This is a genomic window from Desulfotignum phosphitoxidans DSM 13687, from assembly GCF_000350545.1.
In the GTDB taxonomy this organism is placed as follows: domain Bacteria; phylum Desulfobacterota; class Desulfobacteria; order Desulfobacterales; family Desulfobacteraceae; genus Desulfotignum; species Desulfotignum phosphitoxidans.
In genome coordinates this window covers 67,363-82,068 of sequence record NZ_APJX01000005.1, presented here as the reverse complement: position 1 = coordinate 82,068, position 14,706 = coordinate 67,363, and the positions used below count along the sequence as shown (strand labels likewise).

The window sequence follows — 14,706 nt, the reverse complement described above, 5'->3', positions numbered from 1 at the left end:
AAGGACCCGCAGCTTTTTGAGGGAGATTTTGCCTTTTGGTTTGTAAAACTGTGCTGTGGGGTGCGGGGAGTGTGTGGGCGGCTGATTTGCCATCGGGCTGGCTCAGCCGGGCCTTTCTTAGGGAGGTATGGTGAAGAAAAGAGGCCCGTTATTGATGGCGCCACGGTGCCGGGCGCAAGGTTGAATATGGATTGGCTATACACGATAGATTCCCCCTGGGAGCATGCCGTGTGTTTCCAGCAGGCAGTATATTTCCAGCATGGTGTTCTCCACCTCCTGCCGGAATTCCAGGTCTGTATCCCGGATGCCGTCCGGGTGGCAGTGCTGGTTGTACTGGATCTGTTTGAAGTGGATGCTGCTGTAATACTGGCAGTGGTGCTCCGCGTACTTGAGCATGCCCTCGGCCAGGCTGTGGAAGCCCAGGGCGCGGGTGTAGGCGATCACATCGACAATGGTGCGGTCCGTGACTGTGATGTCGAACCGGTGAATGGCCTCCATCTCCGTCCGGATCTGGTTGGAGAAGATCCAGGCCTGGGTTTTTTCTGATCCGGCCTGGTTGATATGGAACGGACAAAACGCCTCAAGGTCCGCCAGGACATGGACGGACTTGCCTGGGTTATACAGCTTTTCCTGCTGGGCTAGCTGCAGGGCCGCTGTGGTTTTACCGGTGCCTTGCGCACCGGTAAATGATCTGATGATTTTCACAGAGCCCTCCCTATGCAACAATGGAAACGGTTGCCGCTATTTCTTGAGGCCCTGTCCGCCTTAACAGATAGTCCTTGATCCTTTCAATTGCCGCCTGTTTCCATGCCTCGCCGTCGGCTTCGTGAATCGAGAAAACCGGTTTGCCGTCAGCCACATTCATGCGGAAGACAAACACCGATTCCGGCTGCTCAATTTCCGAAAATGTGCGATAAGGCTTCAGTGTCAGAATGTTTTTGATGGGGATATCCTTCACCAGGGAAGACACGCCCTGTTTTGCCGTCAGGGTCTGGGAAATGCCGTCATCCTCGATTTTAGAATTGGCATCCACGCGGACGCTGCCGATGAACTTGAGCACATAGTCCCGGTCCTCGTTCTGAACAAAATTGGTGTGCATGGCCACCACGAAATCTTCGTATCCATATGGGATGCCGAAATTAAAGCCGCACAGCCTGGCAGATGCTTTGATCAGTTCCGGGCGGATGTTGAACGGACCGTGCATTGGTGTATAAACATACACATTGTTGTAATCACAAACATGGACAAGGAAGCTCCCGATTTCTTCCGGATCTTCAGAACAGTAATCAACAATACCTGAAAGATTGTTGATTTGAATGGTTTTCGGATAAACTTCAACCGCCGGATCACGGCCCTTGAGAAGATATTCCCGGGCGTCAATTTCCACCACCTCCGGGCGGGCCATGGTCAGTATTTTTTCAATCGCTTCTTTAATCATTTGATTCTCTCCTGAAGGGGGTTAATTTATTGTGTTCCGGAAAAAGGTCGGCCTGGAAAATCTCCGTGCATTCCGGCTGTCCAGATATGTCAGTGCCGATATAGACTTCGGTGTTGTGGCCCATGACCGGGGCCAGCTTTGATGTGGCCTGAATGGTCACCTCGGCAGCGGCCCGGTCGTTTCTGGGTTTGAGTTTGATTTTCAAAACCACTTCTCTGGCCGCTGTGGGGTTGGTGTTTTTGTCCAGGATGTTTTTCAGCACCCGGTCCAGCTCGAGGTTGGCGCGCTCGATGGCGGCCCCGTCGGACATGGTTTCGATGGTGACGTTTTTCATTTCCTGCATTTTATTTCTCCTCAACAGTAGTGGTTTTATATCCGCAGGCCGGGCAGATCCAGTGATACACGACGGACTTCTTGCCCTGTATCGTCCGGTATATCGTCATCATTTTGCCGCATCTGCATTTCATGTTCACTCTTTGATCCTCCATACCATCGGCAAAGATAAAAGAAAGAGAATGCCGCCAAGACAGTTGGCCCATGGAAACCATGCCCCGTCAGATCCGGCCATATTGATGCCGATTACAAATAATATTCCAACCAATGCCTTCAAAAAACCTCCTTTCGTCTGGGGGTTGTATCCAAACGCGCCCCAGACTCTCCAATGTTATGGGTTATTTTTCCTGGCCCTCGAACAGGGCCAGGGATTCATCAATGTCCTGTTTTGCCTTGCGGCACAATTCACGCACCACCGGCAGGGGTTGTTTCTCGCGGAGGGCGGTGTGAAAGTCAGCCAGGGCCGGAAGGTCATCCAGGCATTCATCTGCCAGGGTGTCCTTGTCCGGTCGGATCTCGCCGTCACACACCAGGGTGCAGCCGACAATGGCGGCCAGGTAGTCCACGGCGGACCGGGCAAAATCGTCTTTGCCTTTCTCCATGAGTTTTTCTAAAGTAATTCCCAGCATGAACAGGGGATTCTTTGTGATGGATTTGGTGGTTGCTGGGTTAGCGCTCCATCGAAGCAGTGTCCTTTCAGAACAATTCCAGATTTTCAAAACTATGGATTTACTTTTCAGATGGTAAATTGCTCCGGAAAACCATTCCCATGGTACCACCGGTGTGCGTGTCGGTTTGCGGTTCATTTCGATAGTCCTGCTTTGTTTTCTGGTTGATCTTGTGATACTGCAAATAGCGTTGCCCAGGAATGGGCATCTTTGTGGCACCAGGTCAAATGGCTGAGAATCCGGGCTTTGTTTTTGCCCCGCGGCAACACCTTGGCCGCTGCCTGGTGCAGCAGCTTGGCCCTGATCTCAAGGCCCTCGGCAACCGATTTTTCAATAGTGTCGGTTTTGTTCAACAGCTCCAGGTGGTAGTCGAAGGCTTGCTGAAACTTTTCCAGCTCATCGAAGAACTGAGCCGGGGTGGTGATGGGTTGGATTGATTGGTTTGACATTTTAATCCGTCTCCTTTACTTATTGATTGAACAAAAGGCTGGATTGAAATCATTTAAAGTAGAAAGGAACTTGAAATGGCAAAAAGAAAGCCAGGATTTACCCTGGAACAGCATGATCAGCTTGGACTCGAGCTTCAGACCATGTATGACCGCCTGGGCAAAATCGATGTGGAAATCAGCAAACATTACCGATTGAGCGGGAAGGAAAGCAAACCCCTGGAACTGACCAAGAAAGCCCAGCAGGCGATTTGGAATCTCAGGGATAAAATGGGCAATGTTGCCAGAAAAGAATTCATCCATTCTCCGGAAATCGATGTCAAAAGGTTGTATGATAGGGCCGGCAGAGACGACCATGTCACGAACCCTCGACCGATACGCCCATTTCCAGAAGAGTAGCCCGGGCATCCTCTTTTTCGTCATCGACCAGGCCGTGTTTGATCTTGTACAGCTCGGCATACATGTTGAACCTGTCAGCGGACCGGGCGGCATAGTGGATTTGCTCTGAAAGTATCCCGTCGACCCGGTCTAAAAAAAACGCTTTTATGTCCTCCGGGGTTTCAAAGTTGGTGAGCTCAAAACACTCTTCCTCAACATCGTAAGCTGCATACTTGCCGTTGGGCTGCTTCAGGATTTCAATGCGTGAAATGTTCATGGCTGGACCTCCTGGTGTTGGTTGACAAAACGCCGATCATTTCTATTTAGAGAGCCAGGCTATTTTCTATAGCCTTAACATCTTCCCGAATTCGGTTGATTTTATTGGAAACAAATGCGTTTTCTTTGCCTTCCGTTGACAATGCGTTTTGTATCGCATAACAACCGTGACTCAATTTCAGAATTCCTTGATAAATTTTTGAAATGGTGTGAAGGCTAAGTTCTGAATCTGCTAGATTTTTAAGATGTCCAACCATCACAGATAGGCTAACCCTGTCCAATTCAATGGTGGTAGCGGTTCCATTTTCCCATATGGTCAGTTCGGTTTTATCGGATTGCGGATGTGTGGTAATGGCGTATGAGGACCGTGCCCATTCTTCGGTGATGGTGTTTTTGGGTTTGTCTTCCATTCTGTTCACTCCTGTCTGGTTGACGGAACACCGGTCATTTCGACGTTCCAATTGATATTTCAGGTTGATATGGTGACAATGACAGGATTGGCGGCCGGCACCATGACACATATGTCAATCGATCCAATCCCTTAATAAAAGTTAATAAAAAATTCATGATGCCGGCCATAAGTTATGCTGCCTCTCCTTTTGAATTGATCATGGCTTTTTTGATGGCCCGCTGATGATAGTTTTCAACAGCTTTTCTCATGTCCGCCGGATCACCCTCCATCCAGAGTTCGACGGTGGTAAGGGTGACCCGGGCAATGTCCTTACCGGTCCTGTAATGAGGCCGTCTCCGACCGGCCAGGATGTTGCTGAAAAAACCCTGGGAGATGCCGATCTCTTTGGCCAAATTTGAAATGTGTGGTTTCATGGGTCTATTGTTATTCCAAGTTGGAATAGCTGTCAAGAAAAAAATCCACCTTGGATTAAATTTTTATGTTATTCCTTTTTGAAATGAAAGAAAAAATTAAAATAAATTTTTGCAACAGCCTGAAAATATGGGTTGATTCTAATTTTAAAGGCACCCAACACGAGCTTGGAAAATTTTTTAATGTTTCCCAAGGCTATATTTCTAACGTTCTTGCTGGAAGAAGATGTGGTGACGAAACCTGGCGCCGCTTTGTAGCTGCTAAAATCGGTATGGATTATGATGCCATGGTCGGCATTGAAAAAGGTAAATCACAAAATCTTTCTAAAAAAATAGTTCCCATTGACCCGGCCGTTGAGTTCCTCAAAGAATGTATCCAGGAAGCCGAGGCAGAGGATTATCTTAATGACAAACAGAAGCAGGCCCTGCTCCAAATCATAAGAGACGAACTGAAATCCGCCGAAAAAAAAGCAAAACAGGACATCAAAAAATATCTTAAAGTTCTCAGGGGATGACCTTATGCCTGAAAGTGACCTCAAGGATAAAATCATTCAAGCGATAAAAGAAAATCAGACTCCGGAACAATCAACTTCGAAACATCATAAAAAAACCCTGTATTCAATCATGATCGTTTCAGCACTCACGACCCTGTGCCTTGTATTATCAATCCTTTTCATCAACAATTTATTCTCAAAAGCTCCCCCGCCCGGCCCATGGGCCAGAATCACATTTCCCCTGCCTGGAACAACCACTGGAACCAAAGTCAAAATAACCGCGGAAACAAGAAACATCGAGCCTGGCCAGCACATCTGGCTGGCCGTTGACAAGCCGGATCTGGAGCTGTGCTGGCCCAAGTCACCCCGGCTGATGCCCAACACCGGCTTTTCAACCACTATATACGAACGCGGCCCAAACGAACCTTATCGGGTGTCGGTTTATGCCGTGACCAAAACCCTTAACGATCAATGGGAGGACTGGGTGAACAAAAAACAATTAGGTGGCTTGCCAATGCCGCCAAAACAAAGGCGCCTGGCTTCGGTGGTTTTGGTGAAAATGGAAAATACTTAAGGAATATTTCCGAAAACGAACACCAATGAGAGAGCGCCAGGGGATTGCTTTGGCAAAAAACCACCGGTAGCCGATTGCGGAACATGTGATTAAAAATTTTCGTTATATTGTCAATTGGCCATTGGCAAAACCATAACCTTCAAAAAAGGAAAAAAAATGTCAACAACCGGAGAAAGACCAGGTAAAGGAATTTATACATGTGTGAGCTGTGGTCAAACTGTTCAACTCGACGATAGCACTGATACATTGCCCCCGTGCCCTAAGTGCAATGGCACCCAATATCGTCCTTAAGTGATTCACGGTTTTAACATTAACCATCAAAAGGGGAGAATACGAAAATGTCACGAAAGACACACCATGTCGTCCCAAATTCTGATGGAGGTTGGGATTTTAAAAAAGGGGGTGGATCCATATCAATCAAGCATTTCGATAAAAAACAAGATGCGGTTGACTATGGACGAGGGGTGAGTAAGAACCAAAAATCGGAATTCATCGTCCATAAAAAAAACGGTACTATCCAAAATCCTGACAGTCATGGTGGTGATCCGAATCCACCAAGGGATAAGAGATAATCAAACAACCATAAAAGCCAATGGCCAATTACACTTTCCGCTGACTTGTGAAGTGAAATAGCAAACATTTATTTTGGAGGCTGAAATGGAAGAAATGGTATTCCACAATAACTCATTGCATCATATAAATCTATCCTCGGATAAGTTAGACGCCAGTCCAATTGCCGATGAGCAAGATTTGAATGATTATATAAAAACACTTATCCAGGGCATTCGCAGCTCAAAAGACAATCGCCATTTCAAATTCAGAAGTCCCACAACCGAGGTTGTTTCTGCCGTGAAATCCATTATCGACGATGAAAATTATGAGGCCAACACTCAAATAATTGCCGACAGGCTTTTGTCCGAAGAGAAAAAAATTCAGAAAAAAATTGAACATTTGACAAAAGTCCAAAAGGGGAGCCTATTACAGTCATATTTGGAAATAGACGGAAAAGACTTTGTCATTATAACAAAAGTTGACCACAATGCTTTTATTGATGAATTTGATTTGAAAAAAAAAGTAGGGTTGCCTTTTGAAAAAAAAGTGTTGAAATCCTGTATGATAGAGATTGCGGACAATGAAATATATAAAGTGGTTGTTTATGATACACAATCCAGAATATCTGTATATTGGTGGCAGGATTTTTTAGAATTAGACGAAATAAACACCAATGAAAAAAATACAAGCACTGCTTTCGGAGCTATCGATGCTCTGTTAAATAGAACAGTTAAAAAAAATTATCCGGCGGATCATTTATTCCTTCGCAATGCGCTTATTGGGTATTTTAAAACACAAAATGAATTTATTTTCGATGACATGATCAATTATATCATTGGTGTTTTGAAACCAGATGATTCAAATTTGAACATGGATAAACTAAAGACGGATTTAGAAAAACTTCCGGCAAAATATACATTCGACAGGAACTTTACCATAACTCCTGAAGAAATAACAGCCAAACAAAAAAGAACCATCATCCCTCTGCACGAACATATTGACCTGAACATAAAATCCAGTATAGAATCCTTGCAGGATATCGTTAAACCCAAAGAAGGTGATGATGGCAAAAAATATATCATGATCCAATCAGATCAAGGTTTCAGACATTTCCACAGGGCCAAAAAAACAGATGAACTCCATTGAGAATATTATCAAAATTTTTTCGGAGGAGTATACCAATAATACTTTTGAAGAAGATCATAATTCTTTATATTTTGACTCGAACATTCAAAATCTGAAAATCCCATTTGAAAAAGATCTCACTAATGCTCTATCGACCATCACAGACAGAGATAAACTAAGGCTTATGGTGGTTATTGATCACGGCGATCCTGTAACCCTTTTGTCTCAAAAAGATCCAAACCAAATAGCTTCATTCCTTAAAGAATTAGGCGATTCAAAAAAATTTATTGAAGAAAATAGTACCCTCAATATCAAAATTGAAATTTCAAAAACTGCCGTCAACAATACGCTCACAATTTATTCTTTAGAAAAAATTACTGAAAAATGGTTGAGCTATAAGATTAAAAGCTTTTGGCACTGTTTCGCAGAAATACTTCAAAACCAATATATCAATTTTGAAGTTGTTGAAGATATAAAACCGTTTTACTCTGAAAATATTTATTTTTTTAATAAGGGATTTCAACAAGCTGAGTGCGTGAAAAAAGAAGGTGCTGGAGAGAAACGTAACCGCTTGATTAATAAATTGGCAGAAAATTGTCACTTTGCCAACTCATCTGACTGCAAGTTGATACCCGAGGATTTTTTTCTTTTAGCCCAATCTGAAGACGAACGTCTGAATGAACTTTTTTCCCGCCACACCCTTTTGCTGTCAATAATATATCTTTTTGATATCACCTCCCGGGATGAAGATAATGAACTGTATTATAAATTAAGAGGTTATAGACAGATATCAGGTGTAATTAATTTCAGCGATCTTAAAGAAGAGGAAACGAAACAATATTTTGATATTTATGAATGGACTTATAACGAAGGAAATCTGAGTGACAAAATCGGATTGGCCAGGAATATTATCACTATCCATATCAAGGAAAACAATCCATTTTTACTGGCCGAAGATGTCTTAAGTTCCATCAAATCAGGTTATGACATATATTTAAAGCAAAATATTTCACAATACATTGCAACCAAAAAACAAGTGGTGGAAAACATCCACAAGATGAATCAGAGAGCAAACCAGATAGCTGATACGATAGCGCTGCCTTTTAGAAATTGTCTGCTGGCAATCGTTACTTTTTTCGCTTCGTTATTTATAATAAGGGTTTCAGTCACTCAGAGGTTTGACTACGTATTAACCATTGAGATCGCAACATTATCTGTATTTTTTATCATAATTTCATTGTCTTATATGATAATGCTATGGTTGGAAATCAAAACAGACAAAGAGCGCTTCAAAACTAATTATCAAAATTTGAAAGAGCGATATGAAGATATTCTCGATAAGTTGGATATTGAAAAAATTTTCAACCATGATCGAGAACACAAGGCAGATTTATTATACATTAACAAAAAGAGATGCAAATATACATGGATGTGGATTATAACCCATTTGCTTTTGATTTCAATTGTCTTAGGTTTAACATATTATGGCCATAGGAACATGGCAGCAAAACAGTTGAAATCCTATCATTCAGACACCGAAAGTGTTATTTTGGGAAGCCAGAGTGCAAATTCCCCCGATAAAACCAAAAATGAAAGACCTGACCGAAAAAAAGATTCAGCAAAGCATTGAAGACAGGAAAAAACCCACCTGGCATTCCTTGAAAACGTCAAGACGTACAAGCCTTTTTTGGAGCTGGAAGAAAAAGCGTTCAGAAATGGGTCGCTCAGCAAAAAAACCAAAGAATTGATGGCGCTGTCCATTTCAATTGTCACAAAGTGTGAGCCCTGCATGGAATGGCATCTTGACCAGGCCCTTCAGCATGGCGCCACTGATGAAGAAATTTATGAAACCATTGATGTGGCCATCGAAATGGGCGGTGGCCAGGCCGGGGCCTATGCCCGTTTTGTTTTGAAAGCCATGGAATATTTTAAACAGAAAAACGGGTGAAAGGAGCATGATGCATGGCAGACCCTTACATGATCAGGATAAATCTGGTTCCCTCTCCAGAAAACAAAAACCCTCAGCTGCATTATATAGAGGGAGCTGAAGCGTTTGTAATTGTTTTTGATTCATCCAAAAGCGGGGCTCTGGATAAAGCCACCCGCTATGTTCAGGGTCTTGGCTGGAGTGCGGTTCAGGTGACCAGCGAGCAGCTGCTGCTGCCAGAGCATCTTCCTTTGTTGGATGCAAAAACAACAAAGCTTTACCAGGACGCCGAACTTCTGGGGATTTGCGGCCACTTTGATGCCTGGCCGAAAAAGCCCCGGCCCGGGGAATATTCTGTTCAGTCATTGAAAAAACCTCCTGAAAAATAAGTGGGTCGAATACTGGTAATTTTACCTGGCAAAAACCAGCTTGTCTATACTTATATATACAAGCTGCTTCCGAAAAACGATGTGGTTGAACTCAAACCGAAAAGAAAACAACAAAGCCGGGAAATTGAAAAGGCCCGTGAGATCAGCGCCCGACTGGTGGCAGGAAACGGGGTTGAAAACTGAAACCAACGGGGACGGAAATGAAGGGAAAAAACTTGTACCAGGCCCTTTCTGAAGAATTTGAAAATGACATTGAATATAAAATTGAATATAAGATACTGGAAATCACCGAGCAAATATGTTCGGTCATGAAAGAAAGACAAATCACCCGGGCTGAACTGTCCAGAAAGCTTGGGACATCCAAAACAGCGGTGACAAAAATGCTGGACGGCAGCACAAATTTTACCCTCAGACGGTTGATCAAAATCGCAGACGCTTTGGAAAAAGAGTTTGATATACATCTGACCCGGGATCCCGGGGAGGGGCTGATCTAAAGCGGCCGGTAAAAAAAGAGAAAGACAGAGATGGAAACGATTAAATACAAAAATTTTATCGGATCGGTTGAGATAAGCAATGTCTGGATTGGCCCGGAAGCCGAAGGCATGAACTGAAGGATAATTCAGTCATAAAAAAGGGCTTTAATCACATCCTGGTAGGCTTTTAATATCCCTTCAGCCAGCATATTATCATTCAAATAGAAATGGAACACCTCATCTATGACGGACATGGCGTATTCGCTCAATTTGTAGCCGGTGGTTTCATATGAAAGATAGTTATAGCCCACTGGCTGGGTCTGTTCAAAGCGCAGCAGAGATTCAGATGTTCCTGAAATAGGGAGCATATCCCAAAAAAATTGAGGATACCAGATGTGGCGAACCCGTTCTACAAATTCAGGTGGATATCCGGCTCTGTTTCCTTCTTGGTCAACACCGAAATACGGGGCCACTATCAGAGATGGGGCTATATTCTTTCTTGGATTACCGTGCAAAACAGATCTGTCAACAGCGGTTTTCGTTTTTGCAAGCACCAAACTTGGCCGCTTTTTGGCCCTATACAAAGACCATACCTCTTTGCTTCCTAAAGGCATTGCGGCAACCGGCAGATCAGATCTTTTCCCCGTTTTTTTTATATCCAATGGCTTTATGGTGACATATGCCCTGTCGTGTAGCGTGGGCTCTTTCCGCCCCCTGGGGACAACCTCATATGGCACCTGATCGACATATGGAAGAAACGCCCAAATCAGCGAACCTCTTTCTATGGCCTTGCTGTCTGTATGTTCCCACCAGGGTTGAGATTCATCAAACGCTTGAATTGAATCCAGTGGGTAAACCATTTAATCGGAAAACACTCCCTTTCTGTTGTCAGAATACCAGATGTCGTTTGAAAATTCTGCCTCAAGATTCTGATTTTGAAACTTGTCCCCAGAAAGACTCTCAACCCATTCAAGCCCATTTACATAAACATCATCATATTTAATGGGCAATGGGGAGTTAACATAAATACTCCTCCCCGAAACGCCATGTTCCAACCGTTTTTTTCTCATGGCCTGGACAGCCTGCTTAAATTTTTTCTGTTTCCTGGCAGACAGCTGGTCAAATTTGGACTTGAATTCAGTTTTCTGGTCAGGTGTTTTTGCGACACAGTTAAAGTCAAGCACGTCTCCAGGGGCTGCCTTCAACATGGGCTTTGTCCGATAAACATGTTCAAGAAGGCTTGCGGTATCCTTCTTGAACTGGTGAACTATTGATTCAACAACTCCAGAGATAATCAGAGGGAGTTTCACACCCATTTTTTCAAGCAAATCTTCATCTCTTATGAACCATCTTTTAATATCATCGCTTCCTTCATACTGACTTTTGAAAGGTTTGAAGGTGGCGTTTATTTCATCAAGAGCCGGAGCGATGCAATCATTTACATCGTTTGACCATGGGCCAAACTTATGGAATTTCCATTGAATACCCGTATATGTTTTGCCATTATTGTGCATGGCATGGTGGAGATCGGCAAGATATACGTATTTAATGAAATGAATGGGTCCAAGGTCCCGGTCCCTGAAATCATCTTCCTGGCCTGCGACCAGCAGCGCGTACTGAATAATATTATAAACTTTTTGTTTATCCATAATAATACAAATATTTTCACTTAACATTTTGTGATGTTACAGCCTAAATATCATCACGCTGGTCGCATAGTCAAACAGAAACCCATATCACCCAAAAATATACTTGACACCCAACGTCCCTATCCTGTAAGTTTTTAAATATCCAAACGCGCCCCAGGCTTCCGGAAACGGAGGCCAAATGGCAAGACAATTTGAAAAACCCGAAACCGGCCGTCCGGCTGCTTCGGGTTTTTTGTATTCAGGGGCACCCTGCCCGCTCGATCCCGGGCAAATCAACCGTGGCGACTATTGCCACCGGTATTCTATCTGCACCGCAAAAAAGAAACTCGATCCCAACCAGGCCGTGTGTCTGATCTGCAACGACTTCCTTCCCCTCTTTCCGGGGGTTGATCCACTGGCCCAGGCCCGGGTCATGGGATACACTGTCGGATACAAAACCATCAAGGCTGCCCTGGCGTTTGAAGCCGCCCGGTCAGGACTGGCAGCGGCCCCCTCTCCCGCGCCGGAACCGACACCGGTGCCAAAGCCAAAATCAAAGCTGAATGGCCGCAAACCAAGGTCCAGGCGACCGAAACCGGGGCACGGTCAAAAGCGGTGCTCAAATCCTGCCTGCAAAAATCCGATTCTGCCGGCTACGCCTGAGTATTTTTTCCGGAACAATCGCAATCCGGATGGTCTGAGTTATTATTGCAAACCCTGCCAGCGGAAAAAACAAGAGATGTCATGCCGCAGAAATCAGGGATTGAAAAACACCGGTTGGATTGAGGCCGGCCCCCCGATCGGCAAGGAGGTGACGGCATGACAGATCCTTATGACTATTTCAAAAAAACGCCGGCACACATCCGGATGGTCAACACGTCAGTTCAGGACTGCCGGGTATCGTTAAATTTTGTCACTGATCCGGATTTGGTCCGCCGCGCCCTAGCGTATGAAAAAGCAAACGGCCAAAGATCGAGCATGATCAAACTGCTGGCCGCGAAACTGAAAACCCTTGAAAAATCCATGGGAGGGGCCTCATGTGGATTAACACAGGCAACCTGATATTTTTAATGGCCCTGGCGGCCGCTGCCGGCTTTGCTTTCGGCGGCCTTGTCGGGATGTGGTAGGAGGCCGGCGGATTGACTTCCCCTGAAAAAAAACATATGAATCGGAATTACCTGTATGCATCACAGGAGGATTGCATGTCCGGTTCTATTGTTTTCAGGAAGGACCGCCGCCGGTGGGTGGTGTCCTGGTCCTGGCAGGGGAATATTTACAAGATCAGCCGGTACAAAGGACGGCTGATGCACGGCAACGGCATCCGGGACAAACGCAAGGATGACGGTTATCGGCGGGCTGACAAGCTGCTGGCGCAGATGCAGGGAGATGTTGAAAACAAATGTTTCCGGATCGAAAAGTATCTTGAAACCGGATGGACCGACGTTATCCCCTACTTTGAATCCTGGCTGGAAACCAAAAAGAAAAAGACGCCTGCCACATACAAGGGGTATAAATCCTATTTCAAGAACTGGATCCGGCCGTTTTTTGAGTCGCACCCGGTACAACTCCACGAGATCCAGCTGGACACCCTGGACAAACTCCTGGAGAGCCTGGGCCTGTCCGGCAAAGGCAAACACAATGTCATGATGTGCTTTCATGCCTTCCTGGATTATGCATGGCGGGCAAAGCGGATCCCGGAGATCCCGCCGTTTCCAAAGCGGTCCGACTACAAAATCGTGGCCCCCAGTATCAAATGGCTGCCGTCCGACCGCCAGGTCAAGGTCATCGAGGCCATCCCGGAGATTCACCAGTCCATCTTCTGGTTTCTCAAATATCATTACCGGCGCCCAGGGGAAGCCTGTGCCCTGCATAAATGTGATTATGACATCATCAACAAGGTGTTCATCATCCGGCGGTCCGTGTCGGCCCGGCAGGTGGTGAACCACACAAAGACCGATCACGAGCATATCATCCCCTGTCACCGGAACATGGTGGATCTCATCGATCACCTGGCCCGGCAGCCGGGACAGTATCTGTTTGAAAATCCCCGGGCCCGGAAGAACGGAAAAAGGTACACTCTGGAATCACTCAACATATTGTGGCGCCAGGCATGCAAAGACACCGGGGAAAACATCGATATGTATTCCGGTCTGAAGCATTCGTCGTGCAGCCAGTTTGTCAATGAACTGGGTGGATCGCTGTCTGATCTTCAGGTGCTCACGGATCATGCTCGAATGGATTCTGTCCGTCCATACGCGGAAACTCAGATTGCCCGCAAGCGGGAATTAATGGACTCATCCGGGAAGGATCTGGCCGGGCTCCTGAAGGTGGTGAAATGATTCACTCACGTTTGAAAAACTATGATTTTTTATACCAGGTTATCACTTGATTTTTGAAATCGATATTGTAATCAACATATTTCAAGAAATTCATTCCAAGAAGCCCTTTTGTTAAATTTGAACCACCGGCATGGTTTATGATTTTAATTTCAAAATTTGAAATTTTGTAGGGACCCACAATGATATAATCCAATTGTGCATCCTTGGAAGGAATTATGCTTCCATCAGCAATTTGTGCTCTTGAATATTTTTGTGGAACAATATCCATATTTTTTGCAAGATCATCATGAATAAATGTACTGGTTGCGCCGGTATCAAAAATCAACCAGGTTTGTTTCTCTCTGCCTCGATATCCAATTTTTACGGGCACCAAAACTGCATTCCCCCGAATAACAACCTTAGTTTGAAATCTTTCAGGAAAATTTTTTGATTCTTGATATTTTAGGGCTTTTTGAGTTTCTATTGCAGCCGTTATCCCACTGGGCTGGACATTTGAAAAGTGTTTTACACCCTTGTCATCAATCCAGGAATAGATTAAATCAGAACCATGAAGATCCGTTTTCTTTTTGCCCACCGGATACATTTGTTTTTCTGGAATTAAAGATTTGCTTTCAACTCTAACAGTCCCTTTAACGACCTGCTTTGAAGGCTTTTTTTGGACAAACAAATTGGTCCAAAAATGGGGAGTAATAATTTGTGCACCAAAAAAATTATACAATGAAAACAGTATGATAACAAATATGAGCGTTGGAGAAAAAATCGCTATTAATATTTTGGTATCAGATTTCATCTTTCTATTCCCAGAATCAGTTTGAATCAAGTTGAACAGGTCATTGATTGATCT

Annotated in this window: 24 protein-coding genes; 12 read left to right on the top strand and 12 right to left on the bottom strand. The window is 44.5% G+C overall.

Features of this window, described 5'->3' with window-relative positions; genetic code table 11:
• Nucleotides 1-195 precede the first annotated feature (195 nt).
• The 5 genes from DPO_RS12285 to DPO_RS12260 all read right to left on the bottom strand — a co-directional run bounded on the left by DPO_RS12285 (nucleotide 196) and on the right by DPO_RS12260 (nucleotide 2,888).
• Nucleotides 196-705 carry an AAA family ATPase gene (locus DPO_RS12285; RefSeq protein WP_006966270.1) on the bottom strand — a complete coding sequence of 170 codons (510 nt, stop codon included), beginning with the start codon at nucleotides 703-705 and terminating at the stop codon, nucleotides 196-198.
• 10 nt (nucleotides 706-715) lie between these two features.
• Nucleotides 716-1,438: a hypothetical protein gene (locus DPO_RS12280; RefSeq protein WP_006966269.1), complete on the bottom strand. Its 723-nt coding sequence runs from the start codon at nucleotides 1,436-1,438 to the stop codon at nucleotides 716-718.
• Nucleotides 1,431-1,781: a hypothetical protein gene (locus DPO_RS23965; RefSeq protein ID WP_006966268.1), complete on the bottom strand. Its 351-nt coding sequence runs from the start codon at nucleotides 1,779-1,781 to the stop codon at nucleotides 1,431-1,433. The genes DPO_RS12280 and DPO_RS23965 overlap by 8 nt, the downstream gene beginning before the upstream one ends.
• A 328-nt stretch (nucleotides 1,782-2,109) precedes the next feature.
• On the bottom strand, nucleotides 2,110-2,400 hold the full coding sequence (locus DPO_RS25225) for a hypothetical protein (protein WP_152427656.1): 291 nt from the start codon (nucleotides 2,398-2,400) through the stop codon (nucleotides 2,110-2,112).
• Between the two features lie 173 nt (nucleotides 2,401-2,573).
• Nucleotides 2,574-2,888, bottom strand: coding sequence for a hypothetical protein (locus DPO_RS12260; RefSeq protein ID WP_006966266.1), 315 nt, complete (start codon nucleotides 2,886-2,888; stop codon nucleotides 2,574-2,576).
• Between the two features lie 75 nt (nucleotides 2,889-2,963).
• On the opposite strand from DPO_RS12260, the gene DPO_RS25220 reads away from it, so the two are divergent.
• Complete coding sequence (locus DPO_RS25220; protein WP_006966265.1) at nucleotides 2,964-3,284, top strand: hypothetical protein; 321 nt, start codon at nucleotides 2,964-2,966, stop codon at nucleotides 3,282-3,284.
• On the opposite strand, the gene DPO_RS12250 is transcribed toward DPO_RS25220, so the two are convergent.
• From DPO_RS12250 to DPO_RS12240, 3 genes are all read right to left on the bottom strand, one after another.
• Complete coding sequence (locus DPO_RS12250; RefSeq protein WP_006966264.1) at nucleotides 3,244-3,540, bottom strand: hypothetical protein; 297 nt, start codon at nucleotides 3,538-3,540, stop codon at nucleotides 3,244-3,246. The genes DPO_RS25220 and DPO_RS12250 overlap by 41 nt on opposite strands.
• A 46-nt stretch (nucleotides 3,541-3,586) precedes the next feature.
• Nucleotides 3,587-3,949, bottom strand: a complete 363-nt coding sequence (locus tag DPO_RS12245; protein ID WP_006966263.1) for a hypothetical protein — start codon at nucleotides 3,947-3,949, stop codon at nucleotides 3,587-3,589.
• 172 nt (nucleotides 3,950-4,121) lie between these two features.
• Nucleotides 4,122-4,364 (bottom strand): helix-turn-helix domain-containing protein, encoded by a 243-nt coding sequence (locus DPO_RS12240; protein ID WP_040011877.1) that lies wholly within the window; start codon nucleotides 4,362-4,364, stop codon nucleotides 4,122-4,124.
• A gap of 83 nt (nucleotides 4,365-4,447) precedes the next feature.
• On the opposite strand from DPO_RS12240, the gene DPO_RS25855 reads away from it, so the two are divergent.
• The 7 genes from DPO_RS25855 (at nucleotide 4,448) to DPO_RS12210 (ending at nucleotide 9,054) form a co-directional block, all read left to right on the top strand.
• Nucleotides 4,448-4,876, top strand: coding sequence for a hypothetical protein (locus DPO_RS25855; RefSeq protein ID WP_201765626.1), 429 nt, complete (start codon nucleotides 4,448-4,450; stop codon nucleotides 4,874-4,876).
• Between the two features lie 4 nt (nucleotides 4,877-4,880).
• Entirely contained in the window at nucleotides 4,881-5,429 is a 549-nt protein-coding gene (locus DPO_RS12230) for a hypothetical protein (RefSeq protein WP_006966260.1), read from the top strand.
• 156 nt (nucleotides 5,430-5,585) lie between these two features.
• Nucleotides 5,586-5,720, top strand: a complete 135-nt coding sequence (locus DPO_RS26740; RefSeq protein ID WP_083912037.1) for a zinc ribbon-containing protein — start codon at nucleotides 5,586-5,588, stop codon at nucleotides 5,718-5,720.
• A gap of 47 nt (nucleotides 5,721-5,767) precedes the next feature.
• Entirely contained in the window at nucleotides 5,768-6,001 is a 234-nt protein-coding gene (locus tag DPO_RS12225; RefSeq protein WP_040011876.1) for a DUF2188 domain-containing protein, read from the top strand.
• A gap of 85 nt (nucleotides 6,002-6,086) precedes the next feature.
• Complete coding sequence (locus DPO_RS12220) at nucleotides 6,087-7,127, top strand: nucleoid-associated protein (RefSeq protein ID WP_006966259.1); 1,041 nt, start codon at nucleotides 6,087-6,089, stop codon at nucleotides 7,125-7,127.
• Nucleotides 7,114-8,736, top strand: a complete 1,623-nt coding sequence (locus tag DPO_RS12215; RefSeq protein ID WP_006966258.1) for a hypothetical protein — start codon at nucleotides 7,114-7,116, stop codon at nucleotides 8,734-8,736. The genes DPO_RS12220 and DPO_RS12215 overlap by 14 nt, the downstream gene beginning before the upstream one ends.
• 57 nt (nucleotides 8,737-8,793) lie before the next feature.
• Nucleotides 8,794-9,054 (top strand): carboxymuconolactone decarboxylase family protein, encoded by a 261-nt coding sequence (locus DPO_RS12210; RefSeq protein ID WP_006966257.1) that lies wholly within the window; start codon nucleotides 8,794-8,796, stop codon nucleotides 9,052-9,054.
• A gap of 33 nt (nucleotides 9,055-9,087) precedes the next feature.
• Here the strand turns inward: DPO_RS12210 and DPO_RS25540 are convergent, their stop codons facing one another.
• Entirely contained in the window at nucleotides 9,088-9,399 is a 312-nt protein-coding gene (locus DPO_RS25540; protein WP_160166914.1) for a hypothetical protein, read from the bottom strand.
• A 223-nt stretch (nucleotides 9,400-9,622) separates the two neighbouring features.
• Here DPO_RS25540 and DPO_RS23955 point away from each other — a divergent pair, with 223 nt between their 5' ends.
• A complete protein-coding gene (locus DPO_RS23955) occupies nucleotides 9,623-9,916 on the top strand; it encodes a helix-turn-helix domain-containing protein (RefSeq protein WP_006966254.1) in 294 nt (97 codons plus the stop codon).
• Between the two features lie 125 nt (nucleotides 9,917-10,041).
• On the opposite strand, the gene DPO_RS12190 is transcribed toward DPO_RS23955, so the two are convergent.
• Complete coding sequence (locus DPO_RS12190) at nucleotides 10,042-10,755, bottom strand: hypothetical protein (RefSeq protein ID WP_006966252.1); 714 nt, start codon at nucleotides 10,753-10,755, stop codon at nucleotides 10,042-10,044.
• Nucleotides 10,756-11,544 (bottom strand): hypothetical protein, encoded by a 789-nt coding sequence (locus tag DPO_RS12185; RefSeq protein ID WP_006966250.1) that lies wholly within the window; start codon nucleotides 11,542-11,544, stop codon nucleotides 10,756-10,758.
• 178 nt (nucleotides 11,545-11,722) lie between these two features.
• Here DPO_RS12185 and DPO_RS12180 point away from each other — a divergent pair, with 178 nt between their 5' ends.
• From DPO_RS12180 to DPO_RS26070, 3 genes are all read left to right on the top strand, one after another.
• Nucleotides 11,723-12,346 carry a hypothetical protein gene (locus tag DPO_RS12180; RefSeq protein ID WP_006966248.1) on the top strand — a complete coding sequence of 208 codons (624 nt, stop codon included), beginning with the start codon at nucleotides 11,723-11,725 and terminating at the stop codon, nucleotides 12,344-12,346.
• Entirely contained in the window at nucleotides 12,343-12,585 is a 243-nt protein-coding gene (locus tag DPO_RS12175; RefSeq protein WP_006966247.1) for a hypothetical protein, read from the top strand. The genes DPO_RS12180 and DPO_RS12175 overlap by 4 nt, the downstream gene beginning before the upstream one ends.
• Before the next feature lie 140 nt (nucleotides 12,586-12,725).
• Nucleotides 12,726-13,862, top strand: a complete 1,137-nt coding sequence (locus DPO_RS26070; protein WP_006966245.1) for a tyrosine-type recombinase/integrase — start codon at nucleotides 12,726-12,728, stop codon at nucleotides 13,860-13,862.
• A 19-nt stretch (nucleotides 13,863-13,881) separates the two neighbouring features.
• Here DPO_RS26070 and DPO_RS23950 read toward each other — a convergent pair whose 3' ends face one another.
• Nucleotides 13,882-14,652: a retropepsin-like aspartic protease gene (locus tag DPO_RS23950; RefSeq protein ID WP_006966244.1), complete on the bottom strand. Its 771-nt coding sequence runs from the start codon at nucleotides 14,650-14,652 to the stop codon at nucleotides 13,882-13,884.
• Nucleotides 14,653-14,706: the final 54 nt, after the last annotated feature.